Genomic DNA, 22,492 nt, shown 5'->3' with positions numbered 1-22,492 from the left:
ACGTGCTGGTCAGCTCTTGCCGCCGGCGAGCTTCTCGCGCAGAGCGGCGAGCGCCTCGTCGGTGGCCAGGGTGCCGGCCGGCTCCTCCGCCGCACGCGCCGGCGAGGACGAGCTCGTCGACGTGCTGGTGGAGGTGGAGGTCGACGAGGTGGTCACGCCGCCGGCCGGAGCCGGGTTGAGCGCGGCCTCGGCGTCGGCCTCGCGGGACGCCTGCACCTGCTTGGTGTGGGCCTCCCAGCGCTCGCGGGCGTCGGCGTACTGCTTCTCCCACACCTCGCGCTGCTTGTCGAAGCCCTCGAGCCACTCACCCGTCTCGGGGTCGAAGCCCTCCGGGTAGATGTAGTTGCCCTCGTTGTCGTAGGTCGCCGCCATGCCGTAGAGCGTCGGGTCGAAGTGCTCCTCGCCCTCGACGAAGTTCTCGTTGGCCTGCTTGAGCGACAGCGAGATCCGGCGACGCTCGAGGTCGATGTCGATGACCTTGACCATGACGTCGGAGCCCACCTGCACGACCTGCTCGGGCAGCTCGACGTGCCGCTCGGCCAGCTCGGAGATGTGCACCAGGCCCTCGATGCCGTCGTCGACGCGGACGAACGCACCGAACGGAACCAGCTTGGTGACCTTGCCCGGCACGATCTGGTTGATCGCGTGGGTCCGGGCGAACTGACGCCACGGGTCTTCCTGGGTCGCCTTCAGCGACAGCGAGACGCGCTCGCGGTCCAGGTCGACGTCGAGCACCTCGACCTCGACCTCCTGGCCGACCTCGACGACCTCGGACGGGTGGTCGATGTGCTTCCAGGAGAGCTCGGAGACGTGCACCAGGCCGTCCACGCCACCCAGGTCCACGAAGGCACCGAAGTTGACGATGGAGGACACGACGCCCTTGCGGACCTGGCCCTTCTGGAGCTTGTTGAGGAACTCGGTGCGAACCTCGGACTGGGTCTGCTCGAGCCAGGCGCGGCGGGACAGGACCACGTTGTTGCGGTTCTTGTCCAGCTCGATGATCTTCGCCTCGAGCTCCCGGCCCACGTACGGCTGGAGGTCGCGGACGCGGCGCATCTCGACCAGGGAGGCCGGGAGGAAGCCACGGAGGCCGATGTCGAGGATGAGGCCACCCTTGACGACCTCGATGACGGAGCCGCGAACGACGCCGTCGTCCTCCTTGATCTTCTCGATCGTGCCCCAGGCGCGCTCGTACTGAGCACGCTTCTTCGAGAGGATCAGGCGGCCTTCCTTGTCCTCCTTCGTGAGGACGAGGGCTTCGATGTGGTCACCGACCGACACCACTTCCGCGGGGTCCACGTCATGCTTGATCGACAACTCGCGCGAGGGGATGACGCCCTCGGTCTTGTAGCCGATGTCGAGCAGGACCTCGTCCCGATCGACCTTGACGACGGTGCCTTCGACAATGTCGCCGTCGTTGAAGTACTTGATGGTCTCGTCGATGGCTGCGAGGAATGCTTCCTCCGAGCCAAGATCGTCGACGGTGACCTTGTTGGCGCTCGAGGTGGCCTCGATGCTGCTCGTCATGTGGACTGTTGCTCCGAACGGATGGTGTCGTGGTGACTCTCGCGCCCCGCGGAACTGCCGGCGGGCACAGCACGAACATCCGGTGATCACGACAACTGAGGTCAGATCAGGCGAGCAGGATCATGCTGGGACCGACGACTTGCGGAACCTGCTCCCTGCCGAGGCACACGATCCGCGAGTGCATCGACTAGCTTACCGTGCGCATTACCACAGGTTGCAAGGCCTCCTGATGACCGAGGCACATTGTTCGAGGCAAACTCCGTAACCAGGCCTTTTTATGCCGTTTTAGACCCATCCCGCCCTGGCTCCGGAGGTGTCGTAGGGCCCCCGTACCGTCTGAACGGTGATCGAAGCGCAACCATCTCCGGCGGCCGGCACGCTGCGCCGGGCGGTGACCGACGACGAGAGCCGCGCCGCCAGCCGGCACTGGTGGGACCTCGACGCGGACGACTACCAGCAGGAGCACGGCCCGTTCCTCGGCGACGTGGACTTCGTCTGGTGCCCGGAGGGCCTGCGGGAGGCGGACGCCCGGCTGCTCGGCGAGGTCCGCGGCAAGCGGATCCTGGAGCTGGGCGCCGGCGCGGCGGCGGGAGCACGCTGGCTGGACGGCCAGGGCGCGGACGTGGTCGCGCTCGACCTGTCGGCGGGGATGCTGCGCCACGCGCAGGCGGCGGCGGACCGCTGCGGCGTGCAGGTGCCGCTGGTGCAGGCCGACGCGCTGGCACTGCCGTTCGCGACGTCGGCCTTCGACGTGGCCTGCACGGCGTTCGGCGCGATCCCGTTCGTGGCGGACTCCGGCGCGGCGATGAAGGAGGTCGCCAGGGTCCTCAAGCCCGGCGGCCTATGGGTGTTCTCCGTCACCCACCCGATGCGCTGGATCTTCCTGGACGAGCCGGGCGAGGAAGGCCTCGTGGCAACGCACCCGTACTTCGACCGCCGGCCGTATGTGGAGCAGGACGCGGACGGGGTGCCGAGCTACGTGGAACAGCACCGGACCCTGGGCGACCGGATCCGCGAGCTGGTCGGGGCGGGGTTCGTGCTGAGCGACCTGGTCGAGCCGGAATGGCCGGAGGGCCACGACCAGATCTGGGGCCAGTGGAGCCCGCTGCGCGGCCGCATCTTCCCCGGCACGGCGATCTTCGTCAGTCATCTGCCCTCGTAGCCGGTCGGACCCGGCCCACGGCACGCCACGGGCTGGGCGGACCGGCCCACGGCACGCCACGGGCTGGGCGGACCGGCCCACGGCAGCCATGGGCGTCAGTGCTTCGCCGAGCGCTGCCGCCCGCGGGGGTGCGAGCCGGGCGCAGGTCGGCAGCTCGTGGTCGGGCTGCTGGGGCTGGGGCGGGCCGTCGTTCCCGCGGCCAGCCGGGGCGCGATGCCGCCGGTGCCCGGCCGCGGCCGGTCATTGCCGAGGCGGCTCATCGCCCGGCCAGGTGCGTGCTTCGGTACCGGTCGGGCGAAGACGAACCGCCCCGGTCAGGCATCGCCCCAGCGAGCTATGCCATCCAGGCGGACTGGTTGACGTTTTGATCTTGTAGAGAGGTGAAGTCCTCCGGTTTGTGGGCGGAGCTGTCAAGCTCCGCTCCGGTAACCAGGAGGCTTCATGCTCCGCCGTGATGCTGCTTGACCCCAACGCGCGCGTCTGTGCTGGGCGCGGCTCATCGCGGACGAGCAGCACGGCGCTCCGAGGTGTCCTGGCGCACCGCGAAAGCGCTGCGCCAAGCCTGCGCCGAGGGTATGCGGGACCGCTTGTCACGTCCCGGCGCGCACGCCGCGGTCACTCGCGCACGTGCGGTGGAAACAATGGCCCGGACCGGTGCAGATCGGCGGACCTCCTCGGCATGCAAGCCTCGACCGTGCCCGCCGTTCTGGCCCGCTGCCGGCTCGACCGCCCGTCACACGTCGACCGGATCATCGGTGGGCCGGTCCGTCGCCCCGCGCGGACGCTGATGACGCCGGGACCTGGATGTCGGACCGAAGCGGGTCGAGTCGAGTCGCTGGATGATCACGGCGACGCCGCCGATCGGGCGAGACCGTCGCACCAGCCCCGGCCGAGTCAGAACAGGCCAGCCCGGCCGGACAGGTCCCGGCCGGCGCAGGCGAGCCGGGTCAGACCGGCGCAGGCGAGCCGGGTCAGACCGGTGCAGCGACTCCGCCAAGCCGGACCAAAGACCACAGCAACCCAGCTAGAACACACCACCGCGGCAACCCACTCCGCCCGGCCCGACCACGCGGGCCGACGCAGGCGAGCCGGGTCAGACTGTCGCGGCGACGCTGCTGACGTCGAGCAGGCCGGCGAGCAGGGCGAGCGCCGCCGGGACGAGGCGGTAGTAGACCCACGTGCCGCGGCGGTCGCTGTCGACCAGGCCGGCCTCGCGGAGGACCTTGAGGTGGTGCGAGATCGTCGGACCGGTCAGCTTGAACGAGCCGGTGAGGTCGCAGACGCAGACCTCGCCGCCGCCAGCGGACGCGATCATCGACAGGAGCCGCAGGCGCACCGGGTCGCCCAGCGCCTTGAACATCGGCGCGAACGCCCGCGCCTGGTCCGCATCGAGCGACCCGTGGACGACGGGTGCCCACACGCCCGACGACTTCGTCAATTCGATCGTTGAACTCGGCATCAGCCCACCCTTGCAAACCGAAGCAAGTTTCGGGTATCCGCAAACTGACTATGATTGCGGACCGCTGTCTCATCGTCGCGCAAACGACAGAATGCATTGCCTGTCAACGAATTCCGCGACGTTCCGGAAGACGGCCGCCCTCGCTGCGGAATCCGAGGTGGACGGTGCTTCCGGCGTTCTGTCGGGCGCTTGCCGCCGAGGCCTCCGACACGTGCGGTCCACCTCGGACACACCTCCCGGACATGACGTAGCGCACGCCGATAGTGGCCTGAATCACCAGCGCCGCGCGGGAAACAACGCGGGATTCGCCTCGGTCGCAGCTCTAGACCTTGAGGGTCAGGGCCCGTCCCGACGAGATAGCGCCGATCAGGCACTTAGCCGTATCCCGGGCATTCGAGGCGCTTCTTCATTGCGGCGGCGCGGGAGATTCGCCATCGCGTGTCATCGTCGACGAGACCTTCTCGACCGGGCTCAGCTCCGGGTGCGATTGGGCGCGATGAGGCGTGATCGGGCGCCATCGCGATCGGCCGGCGAGCGGCAGCGCCGGCGATGCTGCGGCGCCGGCGATGCTGCGGCGCCGGCGATGCTGCGGCGTCGTCAGGGTGTGACGTCGTCAGGGTGTGACGTCGATGTCGTCGCGGTTCGCCGCGGCTGCTCTTGCCGCCTGCCGCAGTGCGGTCAGGACGGCGACGACGGCCGGCGCGTCGGCCGCGGTGGCGCGGGTGGCGGTGAAGATGGTGCGTTGCAGGCGTTCCTCGCTCAACCGGTGTCCCGTGATCTGGGGCATTGCGGCGGTCAGCAGGGCGGGGAGCAGCGCGACGGCCCGCCCGGAGGCTACGAGGGCGCCGAGCACGAGGCCGTCGTCGCTGCGGTGCCGGACGGTCGGCTCGAAGCCCGCCAGGCGGTTGCAGACGTTGCGCAGCACGGCGTCCAGACCGGTGCCGCGGTGTCCGGTGGCCCAGGCCTGGTGTTCGCAGGAGGCGAGGGTGGCGCCGCCGCCGACGGTGAGCGGGTGCTCGGGGTGCAGGGCCAGCAGGACGTCCTCGCGCAGGAGGTCGCGACGGTTGATGTCGCGTTGGCGCCCGACGGGGACCGGGTCGTACTCGATGCCCACGACGAGGTCGACGGCGCGGGCGCGCAGGTCGTCCAGGGCCGGGGCGGTCTCGCGCTGGATGACTTCGATCTGCAGGTCGGGTGCCGTGGTCGCGAGGCGGTCCAATGTGGCGGGCAGCAGCGCCAGTGCCGGGGTCTGGACGATGGTCATCCGCAGGCGCCCGCGCGGCGCGTCACCGGCGTGTGCCAGTTCGGCGCGGATGCCCTCGTCGGCGGCGAGGGCCTCGGCGGCGTAGGCGGCCAGCCGGCGACCGGCCGGGGTGAGTTCGACGTTTCGACCGACGCGGCGCAGCAGCTGGGTTCCGGCCTCCCGTTCGAGCCGCGCGAGTTGCACCGACACGCTCGACGGGCTGTATGACAGGGCGTCGGCCACCGCCGCCACCGTGCCAAGCCGCGACAGGGCGTCCAGCAGGCGCAGCCGTCGAAGCTCCATCATTCGGATTGTTGCACGAATCAAGTTCGTAATCCGGAACTGGAAGCGAACGGTTTTTCCGGGGACGCTGAACGGCGTGCTACTCATCCCGCTCGTGCTTGCTCCGGCCGTCATGGCCGTCGCCACCGTGATCGAACGCCGGCTCGGCCCTTCGGCGGGCGGCTGGGTCGGGGCCCTGCCGGTCGCGTTCGCGGTCGCGGTGCTCGCCGTCACCCTGGACGCGGGCCCGGAGACGGCGGCCTCGATGGCCCTCAGCGCCGCCGTGCACGTCCCTGCGCAGGTCGCTCTCGGCCTGGTCTTCGCGCACGTGCTGGCGCGGCGTGGTCTGATCCGTGGTGCCGTCTGCGGCGCGGTCACCTACCTCGTCTGCTCGCTGCTCGTCGGGCAGGCGCCGACGGTCCTCGCGGTGGCAGTCGCCGTCGCCGCGCTGTGGTTCGCGCCGCGCCTGATGCCCGGCGGCCGGCTGCGGCGCGGCTCGCCACGCCACTGGTCGGCCACGGCCCTGACCTGTCTGAGCGCGGTGGTCATCGTCGCGGCCGCCGTGCTGAGCAGCCGGCTCGCCGGTCCGGGCCTCGCGGGTGCACTCGCGGCCTTCCCGACCATGTGCACGATGCTCACCGTGGTCGCGGTGCTCCGCGACGGCCCGCTCGCCGGCGTACACACGCTGGCCGGCCTCGTGCGCAGCCTGCCCTGCTATCTCGCCTTCTGCCTCGTCGTCGCGGTCGCCGCCCCCGCGTTCGGGCTTCCCGCCATCGGGTTCGGACTGCTCGCATGCCTCGCCGCGGCGAGCGTCACCTGGAGGCGAGTGCCCATCGCGGCGGTAACCGCCCGCGACGTGCGGTGAATGTGAGCGCCCGCCCCGAAAGAGGAGAGACATGAACCGCTTGGCGACCTACGGAACCCTTGCCCCGGGGCGCCCGAACCATCACCAGCTCGACGGCCTCGACGGCAGTTGGTCGCAGGGACAGGTGCACGGAACGCTTGTGGATGCCGGTTGGGGCGCCGCACTCGGTTACCCGGCGCTGGTGCTCGACGCCGACGGCAGGCCGGTCGACGTGCAGGTCTTCGAATCTGCTGATCTGCCGGCTCACTGGTCGCGCCTGGACCGGTTCGAAGGGCCCGGCTATCAACGGGTGGCAACGATCGTCCATACCGCCAAGGGCGAAGTGGAGGCATCGGTCTACGTGATCCGGATGCAGGATGCGTAACGCCCCCACCCGGTCGGATCCCTCCCGGAACCAGGCCGAGCATGACAGCCTTGCCGGTGAGCCCGTCGCGGGTGAACGCAGCGGCTTCGCCCCGCCGCAAGCCCTCGAGCGGCAACCGGAGCGTGCAGTACAGCCGAGTCCCCGCCGCGAGTTCAGCCGGTCAGGAACACGCCGCTGCGATCCCACACCGCTTGCTCACCGACAGACGTCAGAGCCCGCACCGCGGCATCCAGTCCCCCGCCGCTGCCACGCCGGCTTCGTCCACACCTCCAAGATCACCGCGACCCGACCGCCGGCACGCCCGCCCGAACGACTCCGTGGCCCGGCCGCCGCCTGGTCCCACCGGTCGCGTTGCGCCCGGTCCGACCCACCGCGATCGCCGAAGCGGAGCCGACCGGCCGAGCCGGAATGCTCTATGGGGTGTCTCGCGGATCACGGCGTCGCCGAGCCGAGGTCCAGGTTTCGCCTCGCGGCAGCTGGGCCCGGCGCAGGCCGCCGTGATCCGCGAGACACCCCTAGTGGCCGGCCACGTTCCAGTCCTGCCCGCCGCCGACCGAGACCTCGAGCGGCACCGACAGCGGGTAGGCCCCGCCCATCTCACGGCGGACCAGCTCCTCCAAAGCCTCCCGCTCACCCGGCGCGACGTCGAAGACGAGTTCGTCGTGCACCTGGAGCAGCATCCGGGAGGTCAGGCCCGCGGTGCGCAGGGCGGTGTCCACCCGGAGCATCGCGATCTTGATGATGTCGGCGGCCGAGCCCTGGATCGGTGCGTTGAGAGCCATGCGTTCGGCCATTTCGCGGCGCTGGCGGTTGTCGCTGCTCAGGTCCGGCAGGTAGCGGCGGCGGCCGAGGATCGTGGCCGTGTAGCCGTCCTGCACGGCCCGGCGTACCACCGCCTGGAGGTAGTCGCGGACGCCGCCGAAGCGCTCGAAGTACTCCTCCATCAGGGCCCGGGCCTCGTCGGTGCCGATGTTGAGCTGGTTGGACAGGCCGAAGGCGCTCAGGCCGTACGCGAGGCCGTAGTTCATCGCCTTGATCTTGCGGCGCTGGTCGGGGACCACCTCGCCGATCGGGACGTGGAAGACCGACGAGGCCGTGGCCGCGTGGAAGTCGGCGCCCGAGTTGAACGCCGCGATCAGGGCCTCGTCGCCGGACAGGTGCGCCATGATGCGCATCTCGATCTGGCTGTAGTCGGCCGTCATCAACTGCTCGAAGCCGTCACCGACCACGAACGCCCGCCGGATGCGGCGGCCCTCCTCGGTGCGGATCGGGATGTTCTGCAGGTTCGGGTCCGTCGAGGAGAGCCGGCCGGTCGCGGCGACCGTCTGGTTGAACGTGGTGTGGATCCGGCCGTCGTCGGAGACCGACTTCAGCAGGCCGTCCACCGTGGACTTCAGCTTGGCCACGTCGCGGTGGCGCAGCAGGTGCGCCAGGACCGGGTCGCCGGTCTGCGCGAACAGGCTCTGCAGCGCGTCCGCGTCCGTCGTGTAGCCAGACTTGATCTTCTTGGTCTTGGGCAGGCCGCGCTCGGTGAAGAGGATCTCCTGAAGCTGCTTGGGCGAGCCGAGGTTGAACTCGCGCCCGACCACCTCGTGCGCACCCTGCTGCGCCGCCTTCACCTCCGCGGCGAAGTGCGCCTCCAGCTCAGACAGGTAGTCGGTGTCGGCGGCGATGCCGACGTGTTCCATCTCGCCCAGCACGACCGCCAGGGGCTGCTCGACCTCGGCGAGCAGGCGCTGCGAGGCGCCGTCGTCGCGGGACAGTTCCTCGGTGATCGTGTCGGCCAGGTCGAGGGTGGCACGCGCGCGGAGCATGACGTTCTGCTCCGCGGTGCCCTCGTCCTCGCCGAGGCCGTCCAGGGTGAGCTGGCCGTCCTGGGGGGCGTCGACGCGCAGCTCGCGCTTGAGGTAACGCAGGGCGAGGTCGGTCAGGTCGTAGGCCCGCTGGTCGGGCTTGGCCAGGTAGGCCGCCAGCGCCGTGTCGACGCGCACGCCGGCCAGGGACCAGCCGTGCGCCCGGAACGCGAGCATGGCCGACTTGGCCTCGTGGATGACCTTCGGCCGGTCGGCGTCGGCCAGCCAGGCGGCGACCGCGCGCTCGTCGCCCTCGTCCAGCCCGGTGGGGTCGAACCAGGCGGCCGGGCCGTCGCCGGTCGCGACGGCGACGCCGGTCAGCTCGCCGGTGCCGCGGCCGAAGCGGCCGGTGACGGCGACGCCGACCGGGGCCTCCCGGGCGTGCTCGGCCAGCCAGCCGGAGACCTCGCCGGACCGCAGCACGGCGCCGGACAGGTCGAAGCCGGACTCGGCCTCGGGCTCGACCGCCTCCAGGTACGAGTAGAGCCGCTCGCGCAGCACCCGGAACTCGAGCGCGTCGAAGACCTGGTGCACGGCCTCGCGGTCCCAGCCCGGCCACCTGACGTCCTCGGGGCGCAGCGGCAGCTCGAGGTCGCAGACGAGGCCGTTGAGGTCGTAGTTGCGCATGACGTCGGCCAGGTGGGCGCGCAGGTTCTCGCCCGCCTTGCCCTTGATCTCGTCGACGTGCGCGATGATGCCGTCGAGCCCGCCGTACTGATTGATCCACTTGGCGGCGGTCTTGTCGCCGACGCCGGGCACACCGGTCAGGTTGTCGCTGCTCTCGCCGACCAGGGCCGCCTTGTCGCGGTAGCGGCCGGGCGGTACGCCATATTTGGTCTCGATGGCCTCGGGGGTCATCCGCCAGACCTCGGACACGCCGCGGACCGGGTAGAGGATCGTGACGTGCTCGCCGGCGAGCTGGAACGCGTCCCGGTCGCCGGTGGAGATGACGACCTCCATGCCGGCGTCGCGGGCCTGGCAGGCCAGCGTGCCGATGACGTCGTCGGCCTCGTAGCCGGGCTTCTCCACCACCGGGATGCGCAGCGCCTCGAGGATCTCCTTGACCAGGCTGACCTGGCCCTGGAACGGCTGCGGGGTCTCCGACCGGCCGGCCTTGTATTCGGCGTATCGCTCGGTGCGGAACGACACCCGCGAGACGTCGAAGGCGACCACGATGTGCGTGGGCTTCTCGTCGCGCAGCATGTTGATCAGCATCGAGGTGAAGCCGAACACGGCGTTGGTCGGCTGGCCCGTCTGGGTCGAGAAATTCTCCACCGGCAGCGCGAAGTAGGCACGGTAGGCCAGCGAGTGCCCGTCGAGCAGCAGCAAGCGGGGGGTCTGGGCGTCGTCACTCACATCGCAGAACTCTAGTCGCCGGGTACGACAGGCTCGCGCAACGCCCGGCCGGGAATGCCACAGGGCGCCTCCGACCGGAGACGCCCTGTGACGAACAGCGAGGTGTCAGGCGACACCCAGGTACGCCTCCTTGACCGCCGGGTCGACGAGCAGGTCCTGACCGGACCCCTCCTTGACGATCCGGCCGGTCTCCAGCACGTAGGCGCGGTGTGCCCGCGACAACGCCTGCTGGGCGTTCTGCTCGACGAGCAGCACCGTGGTGCCCTGCTGGTTGATCTCCGTGATGATGTCGAAGATCTGCTGGATGACCATGGGCGCGAGTCCCATCGACGGCTCGTCCAGCAGCAGCAGCTTCGGCCGGCTCATCAGCGCCCGGCCCACCGCGAGCATCTGCTGCTCGCCGCCGGACAGGGTGCCGCCGGGCTGCTTGCGCCGTTCCTGCAGCCGCGGGAACAGGCCGTAGACCCGTTCCAGATCGGCCGCGATCGCGGAGCTGTCACGACGGGTGTACGCACCCATGTCGAGGTTCTCCGCCACGGTCATGCCCGGGAAGACGCCCCGGCCCTCCGGCGACTGACCGATCCCCTTGATCACCCGAAGGTCGGCCCGCAGGGTGGTGATGTCGGTGCCGTCGAACAGGATCTTGCCCGAGGCGAGCGTGTTCAGTCCGGAGATGGCCCGCATCGTGCTGGTCTTGCCGGCGCCGTTCGCGCCGATCAGCGCCACGATCTCGCCCTCTTCGACCTGCATGGAGATCCCGTGCAAAGCCTCGATGCGGCCGTACCGCAGGGTTACGTCCTGCAACTCAAGCAGCATCGGTGGACTCCCCCAGGTAGGCGGCGATCACCTTCGGGTTGTCCCGGATCTCTGCCGGGCTGCCCTCCGCGATCTTCTTTCCGAACTCGAGCACCACGATCCGGTCGGTCACACCCATAACCAGCCGCATGTCGTGCTCGATCAGCAGCACGGTGTACCCCATGTCGCGGATCTTCTTGATCAGCTGGTTCAGCTGTTCCTTCTCCGCGGGGTTGAAGCCGGCCGCCGGCTCGTCCAGGCACAGCAGCTTCGGCTCGGTGGCCAGTGCCCGGGCGATCTCGAGACGCCGCTGGTCGCCGTACGGCAGGTTGCGGGCCAGGTCGTTGGCCCGACCCTCGATGCCGACGAACTTGAGCAGATCACGCGCCTTGCGCTCGCCCGCCCGCTCCTCCAGCGTGTGCCGCGAGATACCGAAGATCTTCGCGGACGTGCGGCGGAGCTGCTGAACCGCCCGGACCAACCCGTTGGACGCGTCGACGCGGGGCAGTTCCTCCGGCTTGGGCCGCTTGCGGTAGAGCCGGAACAGGGCGCCGACGACGCTGGTGAAGTGCTGGGAGTCGGTACCCACCATCACGTTCTCGAGCGCCGTCATCTCGGGGAAGAGCCGGATGTTCTGGAACGTCCGGGCGACACCCATCCGGTTGATCTCGTGCGGCTTGCGCCCGGTGATCCGCTGCGAGTCGAACTTCACGGCACCCGAGGTCGGCTTGTAGACGCCGGTCATGACGTTGAAGCACGTCGTCTTGCCGGCACCGTTCGGCCCGATCAGCCCCAGGATCTCGCCCTTGTACAGGCTGAAGCTGACGTCGTTGAGCGCCACCACGCCGCCGAACCGCAGCGTGACGTGGTCGACGTCGAGCAGAACTTCCCGCTGTTCGTCAGACACCCGCAGCCACCTCCTCCTGACGATCCTTCAACTCACGCGTACGCCGCCTGCTGGGCAGCAGGCCCTGCGGACGCAGCAGCATGACCAGCACCAGCGCCAGGCCGAAGACCAGGAACCGGTACTCCGCGAAGTCCCGGAACCGCTCCGGCAGGTACGCCAGCAGCACAGCGCCGAGCGCCGCACCTGCCATGTTGCCCGATCCGCCGACGACGACCATCGCGACGAACAGAATCGAGAGGTTCGCGTTGAACTGGTTCGGCTCGATGAAGCCCTGCCGGCTGGCGAACAGGAAGCCCGACAGTCCGCCGAGGGCCGCGCCGATGGCGAAGGCCCACAGCTTGAACTTGAACGGGTTGACACCCATCACCGCGGCGGCGTCCTCGTCCTCGCGGACCGCCAGCCACGCCCGGCCGACCCGGCTGTTCTCCAGCCGCCGGACCAGGAAGACCACGACCAGCACCACGGTCAGCGCCAGCCAGTACCACGGCTTGGGGTCGATCAGACCGAAGATGTTGTTGTCCGCCGACGGCGCACCCTGCGGGCCGGGGATGGCCGCGACACCTGCCGGGCCACCGGACCAGCTGACCGAGTTCCGCACGACGATCCGGATGATCTCACCGAAGCCGAGCGTGACGATCGCGAGATAGTCACCGCGCAGCCGCAGCGTCGGCCAACCCAGGATCACGCCGGAGATCATCGCCAGGGCCAGCGCGATCGGGATGCAGACCGCCCAGGCGACCGCCCACTCCGGCGGCAGGTCGTACTTCTCCTGAAGGGCCTGCACGACCGGCGACTGCCGGGAACCGAACAGGGCCACGCTGTACGCGCCGATCGCGAAGAAGCCGACGTAACCGAGGTCGAGCAGGCCCGCGAGCCCGATCACGACGTTCAGGCCGATGGCGATGAGCACGTAGATGGCGCAGGTGAAGAGCACACCCGCCCAGTTGTTGCCGCCGTCGATCGAGTCGGTCCGCAGCCAGGTCAGGCCGGGGATGCCGAGCAGCGGCAGGTAGTAGAGGAACACCACGAACGCGGCGAATCCCGCCACACGCTGCCACTTCGGCAGGCCCCGGAACCGGCTGCCGACGTCACCGAAGTTCTTGCTGATGAAGCTCGGGCGTCCGCCACTCTCTTTGTCGGTCATGCGCGTGCCCTCCCCAATGACTCTCCGAGCAGACCGGTCGGCCGGAACAGCAGCACCACGACCAGCACGACGAACGCGGCGACGTCCTCCCAGTTCGACTGGGTCAGGGTAGCCGCGTAGACCTCGACCACACCGAGGACCAGGCCACCGAGCAGCGCGCCGCGCAGGTTGCCGATGCCACCGAGGACGGCGGCGGTGAAGGCCTTGAGGCCGAGCAGGAACCCGACGTTGAACCGGGTGTTCCCGTACCGGACGGAGTACAGCAGCGCCGCGGCGCCCGCCAGCAGACCGCCCAACAGGAAGATCAGCATGATGACCCGGTCCTTGTTCACACCCATCAGCGCGGCGGCGTCAGGGTTCTGCGCCACCGCACGCACGCCCCGGCCGTACCGGGTGCGGTTGATGAACTGGTCGAGCGCCACCATCATCACCAGCGCAGCCACCACTGTGATGAGCTGCGTGTTGCTGACGTCGGTACCGAAGAAGCTGAAGACAGTCTTCTGCTTGACGATCGTCGGCATGCCGAGGACGAGACGCCCCTGCCAGATACCGAAGGCCTCCGACAACACCAGCGACACGCCGATCGCGGTGATGAGGAAGATCAACGGTGGTGCATTCATCCTGCGAAGTCTTCGGTACGCCACCCGTTCGACGGCGACCGCCGTCGCGCCCGAGGCGAGAGCCGCCCCCAGCAGGCCGGCAGCGAGCAGCAGGAGGGTCATACCCACGCTCTCGTTGCCGGTGGCACCCATCAGGTTCCACACCCCGAGAACGGCGAAAGTGCCGATCATGAAGACCTCGGAGTGGGCGAAGTTGATCAGCTTCAGTACGCCGTAGACCAGGGTGTAGCCGAGCGCGACGAGGGCATAGATCGAGCCCTTCGCCAAGCCGTCCACCGTGTGCTGGCCCAGGTGCCCGAAGAGTTCATCAAAGTTCACGAAATCCCCTTTTGCACCAGACGCGGCCGGAGGCTAACGCCTCCGGCCGCCTCTTTTGAACCAACGTCAGCTGAGCTTGATCTCCTGCTGGGGCTTGAAAGCACCGCCCACGATGTCGTACGACCAGACAACAACCTTGCTCTTGTCCACGTCGCCGTTCTCGTCGAACTTCAGGTACTTCGAGACACCCTGCTTGTCGTAGGACTTCACGAAGGCGAGGATGTCGGCCCGCGAGGTCTTGCCGGCCTTGTAGGCGTCGAGGATGATCTGCGCGCCGTCGAAGCCCTCAGCACCGTAGGAACCCGGCGCGACGCCGTACTCCTTCTGGTAGTCGGCAGCGAACGTGCCGCCGGCCTTGTCGGCGGGCAGACACGGGCAGGTCACGATCGCACCGTTGGCGGCGTCGCCGGCACCCTTGGCGAAACCGGGGTCGTACAGGCCGTCGAAGCCGAGGAACTTCGCGGTGATGCCCGCGGCACGAGCCTGCTTCAGGAACGGAGCAGCCTCGTTGGTGTAGCCACCGAACGCGATGATGTCCGGGCTCTTCGACTTGATCTTCGAGATCGTCGCGTCGAAGTTGGTCTGGTCCGTCTGGACCTTGTCCGAGCCGACGACCGTCGAGCCGAGACCGGCCTTGATCCGGTCGACGATGCCCACGCCGTAGGGCTGGCCGTCGTCGATGACGAAGACCTTCGTGCCCTTGAGCGTGTTCTTGATGTAGGTGACAGCCGCGTCGCCCTGGGTGTTGTCGTTACCGACCACGCGGAAGAAGTTCTTGTTGCCCAGCGTCGTGAGCTCGGCGGCGGTCGCCGACGGGCTCACCATGACGAGGCCGGCCGCCTCGTAGGTGGCCATGGTGGCCTTCGACTCGCCGGAGAAGTGGCCGCCGATGACCGCGTTGAACGACTGGTCCTGAGCGACCTGGTTCGCAATCGGGGTGGCCTGCTCGGCGTTGCCCTGGGTGTCGTACTCCTGGAGCGTGACCTTGCAGTCGGGGTTAGCCGCGGTGAACTGCTTGAGCGCCAGCTTCGCGCCGTTCAGCGACGGGAGGACCAGACCGGCGTTCGCACCGGTGAAGGCGCCGAAGATGGCAATCTTGCCACCGCAGGTCGCCGCGGCGTCAGTGTCGCCACCCGAGTCCTGGCAGGCCGTCATTCCCAGCAACGCCGCGGTCAGACCCACGGCACCGAGGGCCCGTACATAGTTTCGCCTCAAGGCTTATGACCTTTCATTCAGGTGCAGGCGCGGCGCCGCGGACGTTGTCCCCACAACGTGTCCGTTGCCGTCTCCGTCGTGTCCGAACCGCGAGTCCTGCTTACTGCTCGTGATGGCGCAGCGTACTTGTCTGTGAATTGCGGCGTAAGACGTAGCGGCCACGCTTGCCAAACCGTTACGAACGACGGCACTGACGGCAATCGATCCGTGGGTTTTGATCCCTTACCGTCCTTTTTGCCATGACCGTTTCGTCCCCCGTGGTGAAGTCAGGGCGACACGTGATGGTTCGCGTGCGCCGGGCCTCCTGGCGTCGAAACAATCCTTCTGCCTGGTAGAGGAGTTCGCAAGATCACGTCGGTGTGATGACCGGCAATACGCTTCGGTTCACCCGGGCCGCGACGGCACCGCCCCGCGAATCTCCTATGAATAGGTGCCGAACGGGTGGCCACGACCACCCGAAAGAACGAGCCGGACGCCGGCTGTATTACCCGCCCGCACCCTCGAGGTAGACCCGGGCCCGCACCCCGTCATCGACGACCATGAGCAGCCGGCCGGCCCCACCGGCCTCACCGGCCACAGCGACCGCCCGATCCGCACCCGCCGGCACCGCCACCGGCAGAACCACCGGCCGCCACGCGCCGCCACCGTCGGCAGACGTCCACAACGTGTGCGCCACACCGTCCGACGTCACACAGAACAGCTCCGCACCGGCGACCGCCAGCGACCGGACACCCGCCTTCCCACCCGGCGGCACCGCACCGAAGGCGGCACCCGGCAGCCACCTGTCCCCGTCGAGCCGCCACACACCGAACACGGCGCCCCGCACACCCACCGCGACCGGTGACCCGTCCGAGACCACCCGCTGCAGCTCCTCGTAGACGGGCGTCGCGCCGGCGGCCGGCAGCCGCCGCCAGCTGACGCCGTCCGGCGACTGCCAGCCCACCGCGTCACGGTCGATCCGCCCGGAAGGCAACTCACCGCCGACCATCACCCAGCCGGCGACCGCCGCCACACCGTCAAAAGACCAGGTCTCCCCCGCATCGCCCGACGCGAGCACGGGCGCCCGCTCGACGATCCGGAACGCCGACCCGTCCCGCGACACCCACGACGCGGCACCACTCATCCGGTTCCCGGAGATCAGCCACCCCGGCGGACCCGCGTCCAGCCGCGCAACATTGACCGCCTGCGGGCCACCGAACAACTCGAACGGCGCGCTCACCTCGTGCAGCACGCCGTCCGGCGTCTCACGCCAGGAACTCGTCCGCGGGTAGCCGTGCGCACCGCCGGCCTTCGCGCCAAGCGCGCCCATCCGGCCCTCGCGGCATGCCACCGAATACAGCACGTTCTGCTTGCCGTAATACGACCGGGCATCGATACGTATCGAGGTCCACGCCCCCGCGCCGGAGCTCGACCACGCCGCGGGCACCGTACCCCCGGAGTCGTCCTGCACCGCGCCGACCACGAACCGGCGGCCCTGGCACACGGTCGCGTCCCGCAACACGATCCGGCCCACCGCGCCCGCGGGCGCCGGCAGCACCGACTCCGTCCAGGTCCGGGCGACCGGCGAGACCGAAACCTCCGGGTCCGGCGCGTCCTGCGCCGAACACCCACCGGGCACCAGCGCGCCCGCGAGGACGACCGCAAGGATCCGGAGGCCTCTGTTCATTACGAGGGCCGTGCCCCGGCGTCCGGGGACGACTCCTCGCCCTCCGCGAGAATCCGGTCCGCGACCTCACGCATCGTCATCCGGTGATCCATCGCGGTGCGCTGGATCCACTTGAACGCCTGCGGCTCGGTCATCGAGTACTTCGTCATGAGCTCGCCCTTGGCGCGCTCCACCGACTTGCGCGTCTCCAGCCGGTCGGTAAGGCCCGCCACCTCGGCCTCGAGCGCCGAGATCTCCGAGTACCGCGACAGCGCGATCTCGATCGCCGGCACCAGGTCCGACTTCTGGAACGGCTTCACCAGGTACGCCATGGCACCGGCGGCGCGCGCCCGCTCGACCAGATCGCGCTGGCTGAACGCCGTCAGAATCACGACCGGCGCGATGCGCCCGCCGGCGATCCGCTCCGCGGCGGCCAGGCCATCCATGATCGGCATCTTGATGTCGAGGATGACCAGGTCCGGCGTCAGATCCTCGGCCAGCCGGACGGCGGTCTCGCCGTCACCGGCCTCGCCGACGACGTCGTAGCCCTCCTCCACGAGCATTTCGGCCAGGTCCAGCCGGATGAGCGCCTCGTCCTCGGCGATCAGCACCCGCCTGCGCTCGGCGCTCGCTTGCGTGTCGGCCACGGAACCCCTACCCCCACCGCTTCGTAGTCGCGACACCCGGTATCTGGGTGCCGCCGCCCTAAGCGTAGTGGGTAAGCTTCGACGTGCTCCGGTCAGCGTGACCTTGTTGCGTGCGGGCCGGGCATGCCGGGGTGGCGCAATCGGCTGACGCGGATGACTCAAAATCATCTGTTCGAAAGGACATGCGGGTTCGAATCCCGTCCCCGGCACCGACCGGAAGTGTCGTACCCCTGTTCGAAGATACCGGGGTGCATCCTCCCCATTTACGCGAACGCGCACTCCGAATGAGAGACGCCGGAATTCCGTTCGGCGAGGTGTGCAAGGCCCTCGGCCTGCCACGCGGGACGGTGATCCATTGGTTCTATGGCGAGCGTGCCCGGCGCCGCCTGCTCAATCCACCCGAACCGGCCCGGTGCCCCCGTTGCCGCCCGGAGGCGGGACTTCCCGACGATCCCGAAAGCTACTGCTATCTCCTCGACCTGTACCTCGGCGATGGACACCTGGTGACCGCCGCCAAGGTTCCGGTGCTGCGCATCTACTGCGCCGACGCGTGGCCGGGGCTCATCGGCGAGTGCGAGCGGGCCATGCTGGCCGTTCTCGCGAAGCGCGTCCAACGGGTCCAGAAGGCCGGCTGTGTCGGCGTGCAGAGTTATTCCAATCACTGGCCGTGCCTATTTCCCCAGCACGGCCCCGGGCGCAAGCACGAACGCCCCATCTATCTGGCCGATTGGCAACGGCCACTGGTCGACGCCAATCCCGGGAGCTTTCTGCGCGGGCTCATCCATTCCGACGGTTGCCGAGTCACCAATAGAGTCGTCCGCGCAGGCAAGGCGTACTTCTATCCCAGGTACATGTTCTCCAACGAATCGACCGACATCATGGAGCTCTGTCAGCACGCACTCGATCAGCTCGGCATCGGCTGGCGGATGTGCAGGCGCAACATGCTCTCGGTCGCCCGGAAGGAGGATGTGGCAGAACTGGACCAGCACGTGGGACCGAAGTACTGAGCCCCGAGGTGGGCGGGCGGCGCCTCGGGTTTTTCCGCGAAAGACCGGTTTGCCGGTCTCGCCAGTGTTGTCATGGCAGTACCAGCACTGGTAGGAGGCTCCATGTTGTGGTCCGGCTCCGCCCCCTTGTCCGTCGTGCGTAACGGAATGTGGGGTTTCCTCCTATTTTCCGGCGTGGCGTGGCTGGCGATCGCCTGGAGCGTGCTGCGGATCGAGCCCGTCGACATCGTGGCCCTGGGCGGGACGGTGATCCTGTTCGGGGCGGCCACCGAGGTGGTTCGGGCGCTCGCCGGGACGCGGACCTGGTGGCTGAACGCCGGCATGGCCGTGCTGTTCACCGCCACCGGCGTGATCCTGCTGATGGACAACGGCAGCACCTGGGCCACTCCGGCGGCGCTGATCGGCTGGTACCTGATGGTGCGGGGCGCCGCCGACCTGGCCATTTCGATGATGACCCGGGAGTCCGACCGGATCTGGGGCCTGCTGACGGTCGTCGGTGTGGCCGAGCTCGCGCTGGGCTTCTTCGCCGCGAGCTCGTACGCGCGCACGGCCGAGGTGGTGATCCTCGTGCTCGGCGGTACGGCGCTGCTGCGCGGGCTGGCCGATCTCGTCGCCTCGCTGCGGCTGCGTGACGTCTCCTCGGTGGATGACGAGCGGCTGCTGGAGCTGACGCCGGAGCGGGCGATCGGGGTGGCCGGCTATTCGGCGGGGCTGACCGATTTCGAGGCGGGGCGGCCGCCGCGGGGTGCACGCCCCCGGCACCGGGCCGCGCCGACGACGGCGGCCGCGGCGATGTCAGACCTGTCGGCGCCGCACAATCCGGGCCTGCCGGGGCCGGAGACGCCGGCTGCCGGGCCGCAGCCGCCCGCATCGTGGGAAACGGGTCAGGTCGCGTCCGCGCCGGGCGGGTGGCAGGACAGCTTCCACGACGAGGTGCTGCGGACGACGGCCGACCTGGACGCGATGCTGGCGCAGGCCGGGGTGACCGGCGCGATGGCGCCGGGTCCCGCGGCGCGGGCCGCGGCCGACGAGCGGGTCGAGGTGCCGGACACCCCCGAGGGCGCGGAGCTGCCCGACCCGGACGTGGCGGCGAAGGCGGCCGCCGCGGCGGCGCAGCGCGAGGCCGCGGAGGTGGACGACCAGGCGTTGCCGCTGCTGGATTCGGCGGCGCGGGCGGGTGAGACGGCCTCGCCGGGTGCGGAGGACACGGCGATCATCGCGAAGCGCTGGGTGGACTGACGGCGGCTATCGGGTGCCGATGCGGCGCAGCAGGCCTTCCTGTACGGCGCTGGCGATGTGCCGGCCGTCCTCGGTGAACATGCGCCCGCTGGCGAGTCCCCTGCTGCCGCTCGCCGATGGGCTGGTGCAGTCGTAGAGGAACCATTCGTCGGCGCGGAACGGCCGGTGCAGCCACAGGGCGTGGTCCAGGCTGGCGCCGATCACCCCGCCCGGTCCCCAGACCTCGCCGTGCATGGACAGCACGGAGTCGAGCAGGGACAGGTCGGATGCGTACGCGAGGGCGCAGGCGTGGATCAGCGGGTCGTCGGGCAGTTTGCCGTTGATGCGCATCCAGACCCGCTGCTGGTCGGCCGCGTCCCGGTCGCCGGGCGGCACCCAGCCGGGGGTGCCGACGTAGCGGACGTCGATCGCCTGCGGCGCCGCGTTGAAGGCGGCCGTGCGGTCGGGGTAGCGGGCGAGCCAGTCCCGCATGGTGGGTGTCTCGTCGGGGCCCGGCACCCCTTGGGGTGCCGGCGAGTGGTGGTCGAGGCCCTGCTCGACGACCTGGAACGACGCGGACATGAAGAAGATCGTCTGGCCGTGCTGCTGTGCGGTGGCGCGGCGTACGGAGAAGGAGCGCCCGTCGCGGATGTTCTCGACGGTGAACTCGATGGGGACCGTGGGGTCGCCGGGGCGCACGAAGTAGCCGTGCAGCGAGTGCACGAAGCGGTCGGGGCCGACGGTGCGGCCGGCCGCCACGAGGGCCTGGCCGGCGACCTGCCCGCCGAAGACGCGCTGGGCGCCGACCTGGGGGCTCTCGCCCCGGAACGTGGCCGCGTCGATCTGCTTCAGGTCGAGGACTTCCAGAAGCTGATCGACGGCGGCCTGTCCCGCCAGCGGGGTGTCGTTCACTTGATCTGGGTCACCGTTGCCGGGTCGACGAGGGAGCCGAGCTGGTGCACGCGCAGGGTGTTGGTGGAGCCGGGCGCGTTCGGGGGGCTGCCGGCGACGACGACCACGTATTCGCCCGGCTTGGCCAGTCCGAGGCCGAGCATGCTCTGGTCGACCTGGCGGAACATGTCGTCGGTGTGCTGTACGAAGTCCGTCAGGAACGTCTCGACGCCCCAGGAGAGGGCGAGCTGGTCGCGGACCTCGGGCACCGGGGTGAAGGCGAGCAGCGGGAGTTCGCAGTGTAGCCGGGAGAGGCGGCGGACGGTGTCGCCGGTCTGCGAGAACGCGACCAGGGCCTTGGCGCCGATGTTGCGGGCGATCCGGCTGGCGGCGACGGTCAGGGCGCCGCTGTGGGTGCGCGGGTCGTGCTGCAGGACGGGTACCCCGAAGTCGCCGTTCTCGGTGGTGGTGACGATCTTCGCCATGGTGCTGACGGTGAGGACGGGGTATTTGCCGACCGAGGTCTCTCCGGAGAGCATGACGGCGTCGGCGCCGTCGAGGACCGCGTTGGCGACGTCGGAGGCCTCCGCGCGGGTCGGGCGGGAGTTCTCGATCATCGAGTCGAGCATCTGGGTGGCGACGATGACCGGCTTGGCGTTTTCGCGGCAGAGCTGGACGGCGCGCTTCTGCACCAGCGGGACCTGGTCGAGGGGCAGTTCGACGCCGAGGTCGCCGCGGGCGACCATGACGCCGTCGAAGGCCAGCACGATCGCTTCCAGGTGGACGACGGCTTCGGGTTTCTCGACCTTGGCGATGACGGGGAGGGTCTTCTTCTCCTCGGCCATGATCTGGTGCACGAGCTTGATGTCGTCGGGCGAGCGGACGAACGACAGGGCGATCAGGTCGACGCCGAGGCCGAGGGCGAAGCGCAGGTCGGCCTCGTCCTTCTCGCTCATCGCGGGGACGCTGACGGCGACGTTCGGCAGCGAGACGCCCTTGTTGTTGCTGACCGGGCCGCCCTCGGTGACGAGGCAGCGGATGTCCTCGTCGTCGACGGCGGAGACCTCGACGGCGACCTTGCCGTCGTCGATCAGGAGGCGGTCGCCGACCTTTACCTCTTTCGGCAGCTTGCGGTAGGTGCAGCTGACCCGGTCGGGGGTGCCGAGGATGTCTTCGCTGGTGATGGTGACGATGTCACCGGTGTTCCACACGTGCGGGCCGTTGGCGAATCTGCCGAGCCGGATCTTGGGGCCCTGCAGGTCGGCGAGGACGGCGACGGCGCGGCCGGTCTCCTTCGCGGCGGCGCGGACCATGTCGAAGACCTTCTGGTGGTCCTCGTGGCTGCCGTGGCTGAAGTTCAGCCGGGCCACGTCCATGCCGGCCTCTACGAGCCCGAGCATGCGCTCGGGGGAGGCGGTGGCGGGACCCATGGTGCAGACGATCTTTGCGCGGCGTGTCACAGCCATCAGGCTAGTCTCTCTTTCGGATCGGCTCGCTGGCCGACCCCCATCAAAAGGATGAACTGCGAACGGCGACGCCCCGGTTCGGTCCGTCGGGCGTGCCTTCGATCAGCAGGGGTCGCGGGCGTCAGCGACCGCAATCGGCTTCAGCTTATCGGTCGGCTCCCGGCGGCCGCCGGGAGATGGCCCGACAGGGATACGGCCCGGCCCGGGTGTCGCCCTCGCCCTCGGTGAACCCGAATACCGATTGTCACGTGTTGACTGCAGCCGGTTAACTGAATCGGCATCGGTCAGGGGGTGCAGCGATGGCGATCCGGTGGTGGGCGAGCAGGCGACAGCGGGTGCTGGAGCGCGCGGCCCGCGAGCAGGAGTACGAGAGCGAGGCGGCCCGGCGGCGGCTGCTGCGCCACGCGGCACAGTGCGGCGGGGCCCGCGCGCTGCCCCGGCAGCGGGCGGCCGCGGAGGCCGTGCGGGTCTGACCGGATCGCGGGGCGGGTGGGCCGCCCCGCGATCG

At 69.5% G+C, this 22,492-nt stretch carries 19 protein-coding genes, 1 tRNA gene and 1 pseudogene; 8 read left to right on the top strand and 13 right to left on the bottom strand.

What is annotated here, in order from left to right; all coding sequences use genetic code 11:
- Nucleotides 1-9: 9 nt before the first annotated feature.
- A complete protein-coding gene (rpsA, locus tag AB0B58_RS06275) occupies nucleotides 10-1,527 on the bottom strand; it encodes a 30S ribosomal protein S1 (RefSeq protein WP_184996451.1) in 1,518 nt (505 codons plus the stop codon).
- A 343-nt stretch (nucleotides 1,528-1,870) separates the two neighbouring features.
- Here rpsA and AB0B58_RS06270 point away from each other — a divergent pair, with 343 nt between their 5' ends.
- Together AB0B58_RS06270 and AB0B58_RS06265 are read left to right on the top strand one after the other, a co-directional pair.
- Complete coding sequence (locus AB0B58_RS06270) at nucleotides 1,871-2,689, top strand: class I SAM-dependent methyltransferase (protein ID WP_360218380.1); 819 nt, start codon at nucleotides 1,871-1,873, stop codon at nucleotides 2,687-2,689.
- Between the two features lie 627 nt (nucleotides 2,690-3,316).
- Nucleotides 3,317-3,461 (top strand): annotated as a pseudogene (locus AB0B58_RS06265) (IS481 family transposase); the annotation flags it as partial.
- Nucleotides 3,462-3,782: 321 nt separating this feature from the next.
- On the opposite strand, the gene AB0B58_RS06260 reads toward AB0B58_RS06265, so the two are convergent.
- Both AB0B58_RS06260 and AB0B58_RS06255 read right to left on the bottom strand, forming a co-directional pair.
- A complete protein-coding gene (locus AB0B58_RS06260; RefSeq protein WP_360218377.1) occupies nucleotides 3,783-4,148 on the bottom strand; it encodes a metalloregulator ArsR/SmtB family transcription factor in 366 nt (121 codons plus the stop codon).
- Between the two features lie 613 nt (nucleotides 4,149-4,761).
- Nucleotides 4,762-5,694, bottom strand: a complete 933-nt coding sequence (locus AB0B58_RS06255) for a LysR family transcriptional regulator (protein WP_360218374.1) — start codon at nucleotides 5,692-5,694, stop codon at nucleotides 4,762-4,764.
- Nucleotides 5,695-5,770: 76 nt separating this feature from the next.
- On the opposite strand from AB0B58_RS06255, the gene AB0B58_RS06250 reads away from it, so the two are divergent.
- Both AB0B58_RS06250 and AB0B58_RS06245 read left to right on the top strand, forming a co-directional pair.
- Complete coding sequence (locus tag AB0B58_RS06250; protein WP_360218371.1) at nucleotides 5,771-6,538, top strand: hypothetical protein; 768 nt, start codon at nucleotides 5,771-5,773, stop codon at nucleotides 6,536-6,538.
- A 31-nt stretch (nucleotides 6,539-6,569) separates the two neighbouring features.
- Complete coding sequence (locus AB0B58_RS06245) at nucleotides 6,570-6,902, top strand: gamma-glutamylcyclotransferase family protein (protein ID WP_360218368.1); 333 nt, start codon at nucleotides 6,570-6,572, stop codon at nucleotides 6,900-6,902.
- A gap of 515 nt (nucleotides 6,903-7,417) precedes the next feature.
- Here the strand turns inward: AB0B58_RS06245 and polA are convergent.
- The 8 genes from polA to AB0B58_RS06205 all read right to left on the bottom strand — a co-directional run bounded on the left by polA (nucleotide 7,418) and on the right by AB0B58_RS06205 (nucleotide 17,402).
- Nucleotides 7,418-10,111 carry a DNA polymerase I gene (polA, locus tag AB0B58_RS06240; RefSeq protein ID WP_360218365.1) on the bottom strand — a complete coding sequence of 898 codons (2,694 nt, stop codon included), beginning with the start codon at nucleotides 10,109-10,111 and terminating at the stop codon, nucleotides 7,418-7,420.
- A gap of 105 nt (nucleotides 10,112-10,216) precedes the next feature.
- Nucleotides 10,217-10,927, bottom strand: coding sequence for an ABC transporter ATP-binding protein (locus AB0B58_RS06235; RefSeq protein ID WP_360218362.1), 711 nt, complete (start codon nucleotides 10,925-10,927; stop codon nucleotides 10,217-10,219).
- Nucleotides 10,917-11,813: an ABC transporter ATP-binding protein gene (locus tag AB0B58_RS06230; RefSeq protein WP_360218359.1), complete on the bottom strand. Its 897-nt coding sequence runs from the start codon at nucleotides 11,811-11,813 to the stop codon at nucleotides 10,917-10,919. Before AB0B58_RS06230 ends, AB0B58_RS06235 begins: the two co-directional genes overlap by 11 nt.
- A complete protein-coding gene (locus tag AB0B58_RS06225) occupies nucleotides 11,806-12,957 on the bottom strand; it encodes an ABC transporter permease subunit (RefSeq protein WP_360218356.1) in 1,152 nt (383 codons plus the stop codon). Before AB0B58_RS06225 ends, AB0B58_RS06230 begins: the two co-directional genes overlap by 8 nt.
- Complete coding sequence (locus tag AB0B58_RS06220) at nucleotides 12,954-13,895, bottom strand: branched-chain amino acid ABC transporter permease (protein WP_360218353.1); 942 nt, start codon at nucleotides 13,893-13,895, stop codon at nucleotides 12,954-12,956. Before AB0B58_RS06220 ends, AB0B58_RS06225 begins: the two co-directional genes overlap by 4 nt.
- A gap of 66 nt (nucleotides 13,896-13,961) precedes the next feature.
- Nucleotides 13,962-15,110, bottom strand: a complete 1,149-nt coding sequence (locus AB0B58_RS06215; RefSeq protein ID WP_360218350.1) for a branched-chain amino acid ABC transporter substrate-binding protein — start codon at nucleotides 15,108-15,110, stop codon at nucleotides 13,962-13,964.
- A gap of 484 nt (nucleotides 15,111-15,594) precedes the next feature.
- Nucleotides 15,595-16,776, bottom strand: coding sequence for a hypothetical protein (locus tag AB0B58_RS06210; RefSeq protein ID WP_360218347.1), 1,182 nt, complete (start codon nucleotides 16,774-16,776; stop codon nucleotides 15,595-15,597).
- The gene (locus tag AB0B58_RS06205; protein WP_360218344.1) at nucleotides 16,776-17,402 is read right to left on the bottom strand and encodes a response regulator; all 627 of its coding nucleotides are present in this window, start codon (nucleotides 17,400-17,402) and stop codon (nucleotides 16,776-16,778) included. Before AB0B58_RS06205 ends, AB0B58_RS06210 begins: the two co-directional genes overlap by 1 nt.
- 125 nt (nucleotides 17,403-17,527) lie before the next feature.
- Here AB0B58_RS06205 and AB0B58_RS06200 point away from each other — a divergent pair.
- From AB0B58_RS06200 to AB0B58_RS06190, 3 genes are all read left to right on the top strand, one after another.
- Nucleotides 17,528-17,611, top strand: a tRNA-Leu gene (locus AB0B58_RS06200).
- 75 nt (nucleotides 17,612-17,686) lie between these two features.
- On the top strand, nucleotides 17,687-18,409 hold the full coding sequence (locus tag AB0B58_RS06195; protein ID WP_360218341.1) for a transcriptional regulator: 723 nt from the start codon (nucleotides 17,687-17,689) through the stop codon (nucleotides 18,407-18,409).
- Between the two features lie 174 nt (nucleotides 18,410-18,583).
- Nucleotides 18,584-19,648, top strand: a complete 1,065-nt coding sequence (locus tag AB0B58_RS06190) for a DUF308 domain-containing protein (RefSeq protein WP_360218338.1) — start codon at nucleotides 18,584-18,586, stop codon at nucleotides 19,646-19,648.
- A 6-nt stretch (nucleotides 19,649-19,654) separates the two neighbouring features.
- Here the strand turns inward: AB0B58_RS06190 and AB0B58_RS06185 are convergent, their stop codons facing one another.
- Both AB0B58_RS06185 and pyk read right to left on the bottom strand, forming a co-directional pair.
- A complete protein-coding gene (locus AB0B58_RS06185) occupies nucleotides 19,655-20,539 on the bottom strand; it encodes an acyl-CoA thioesterase II (protein ID WP_360218335.1) in 885 nt (294 codons plus the stop codon).
- Nucleotides 20,536-21,984, bottom strand: a complete 1,449-nt coding sequence (gene pyk, locus AB0B58_RS06180) for a pyruvate kinase (RefSeq protein ID WP_360218332.1) — start codon at nucleotides 21,982-21,984, stop codon at nucleotides 20,536-20,538. Before pyk ends, AB0B58_RS06185 begins: the two co-directional genes overlap by 4 nt.
- Nucleotides 21,985-22,283: 299 nt before the next feature.
- On the opposite strand from pyk, the gene AB0B58_RS06175 reads away from it, so the two are divergent.
- Nucleotides 22,284-22,457, top strand: coding sequence for a hypothetical protein (locus tag AB0B58_RS06175; RefSeq protein WP_360218329.1), 174 nt, complete (start codon nucleotides 22,284-22,286; stop codon nucleotides 22,455-22,457).
- Nucleotides 22,458-22,492 lie beyond the last annotated feature (35 nt).

Origin of the sequence: Actinoplanes sp. NPDC049118 (assembly GCF_040648555.1) — a bacterium.
Lineage (GTDB): Bacteria > Actinomycetota > Actinomycetes > Mycobacteriales > Micromonosporaceae > Actinoplanes.
This window is presented reverse-complemented; position numbering and strand designations above follow the sequence as displayed.

Coding starts and splice junctions, on each gene's coding strand:
- rpsA (WP_184996451.1), bottom strand. CDS start 1,527: ATGACGAGCAGCATCGAGGCCACCTCGAGCGCCAACAAGGTCACCGTC.
- AB0B58_RS06260 (WP_360218377.1), bottom strand. CDS start 4,148: ATGCCGAGTTCAACGATCGAATTGACGAAGTCGTCGGGCGTGTGGGCA.
- AB0B58_RS06255 (WP_360218374.1), bottom strand. CDS start 5,694: ATGGAGCTTCGACGGCTGCGCCTGCTGGACGCCCTGTCGCGGCTTGGC.
- AB0B58_RS06245 (WP_360218368.1), top strand. CDS start 6,570: ATGAACCGCTTGGCGACCTACGGAACCCTTGCCCCGGGGCGCCCGAAC.
- AB0B58_RS06235 (WP_360218362.1), bottom strand. CDS start 10,927: ATGCTGCTTGAGTTGCAGGACGTAACCCTGCGGTACGGCCGCATCGAG.
- AB0B58_RS06225 (WP_360218356.1), bottom strand. CDS start 12,957: ATGACCGACAAAGAGAGTGGCGGACGCCCGAGCTTCATCAGCAAGAAC.
- AB0B58_RS06210 (WP_360218347.1), bottom strand. CDS start 16,776: ATGAACAGAGGCCTCCGGATCCTTGCGGTCGTCCTCGCGGGCGCGCTG.
- AB0B58_RS06195 (WP_360218341.1), top strand. CDS start 17,687: ATGAGAGACGCCGGAATTCCGTTCGGCGAGGTGTGCAAGGCCCTCGGC.
- pyk (WP_360218332.1), bottom strand. CDS start 21,984: ATGGCTGTGACACGCCGCGCAAAGATCGTCTGCACCATGGGTCCCGCC.
- AB0B58_RS06175 (WP_360218329.1), top strand. CDS start 22,284: ATGGCGATCCGGTGGTGGGCGAGCAGGCGACAGCGGGTGCTGGAGCGC.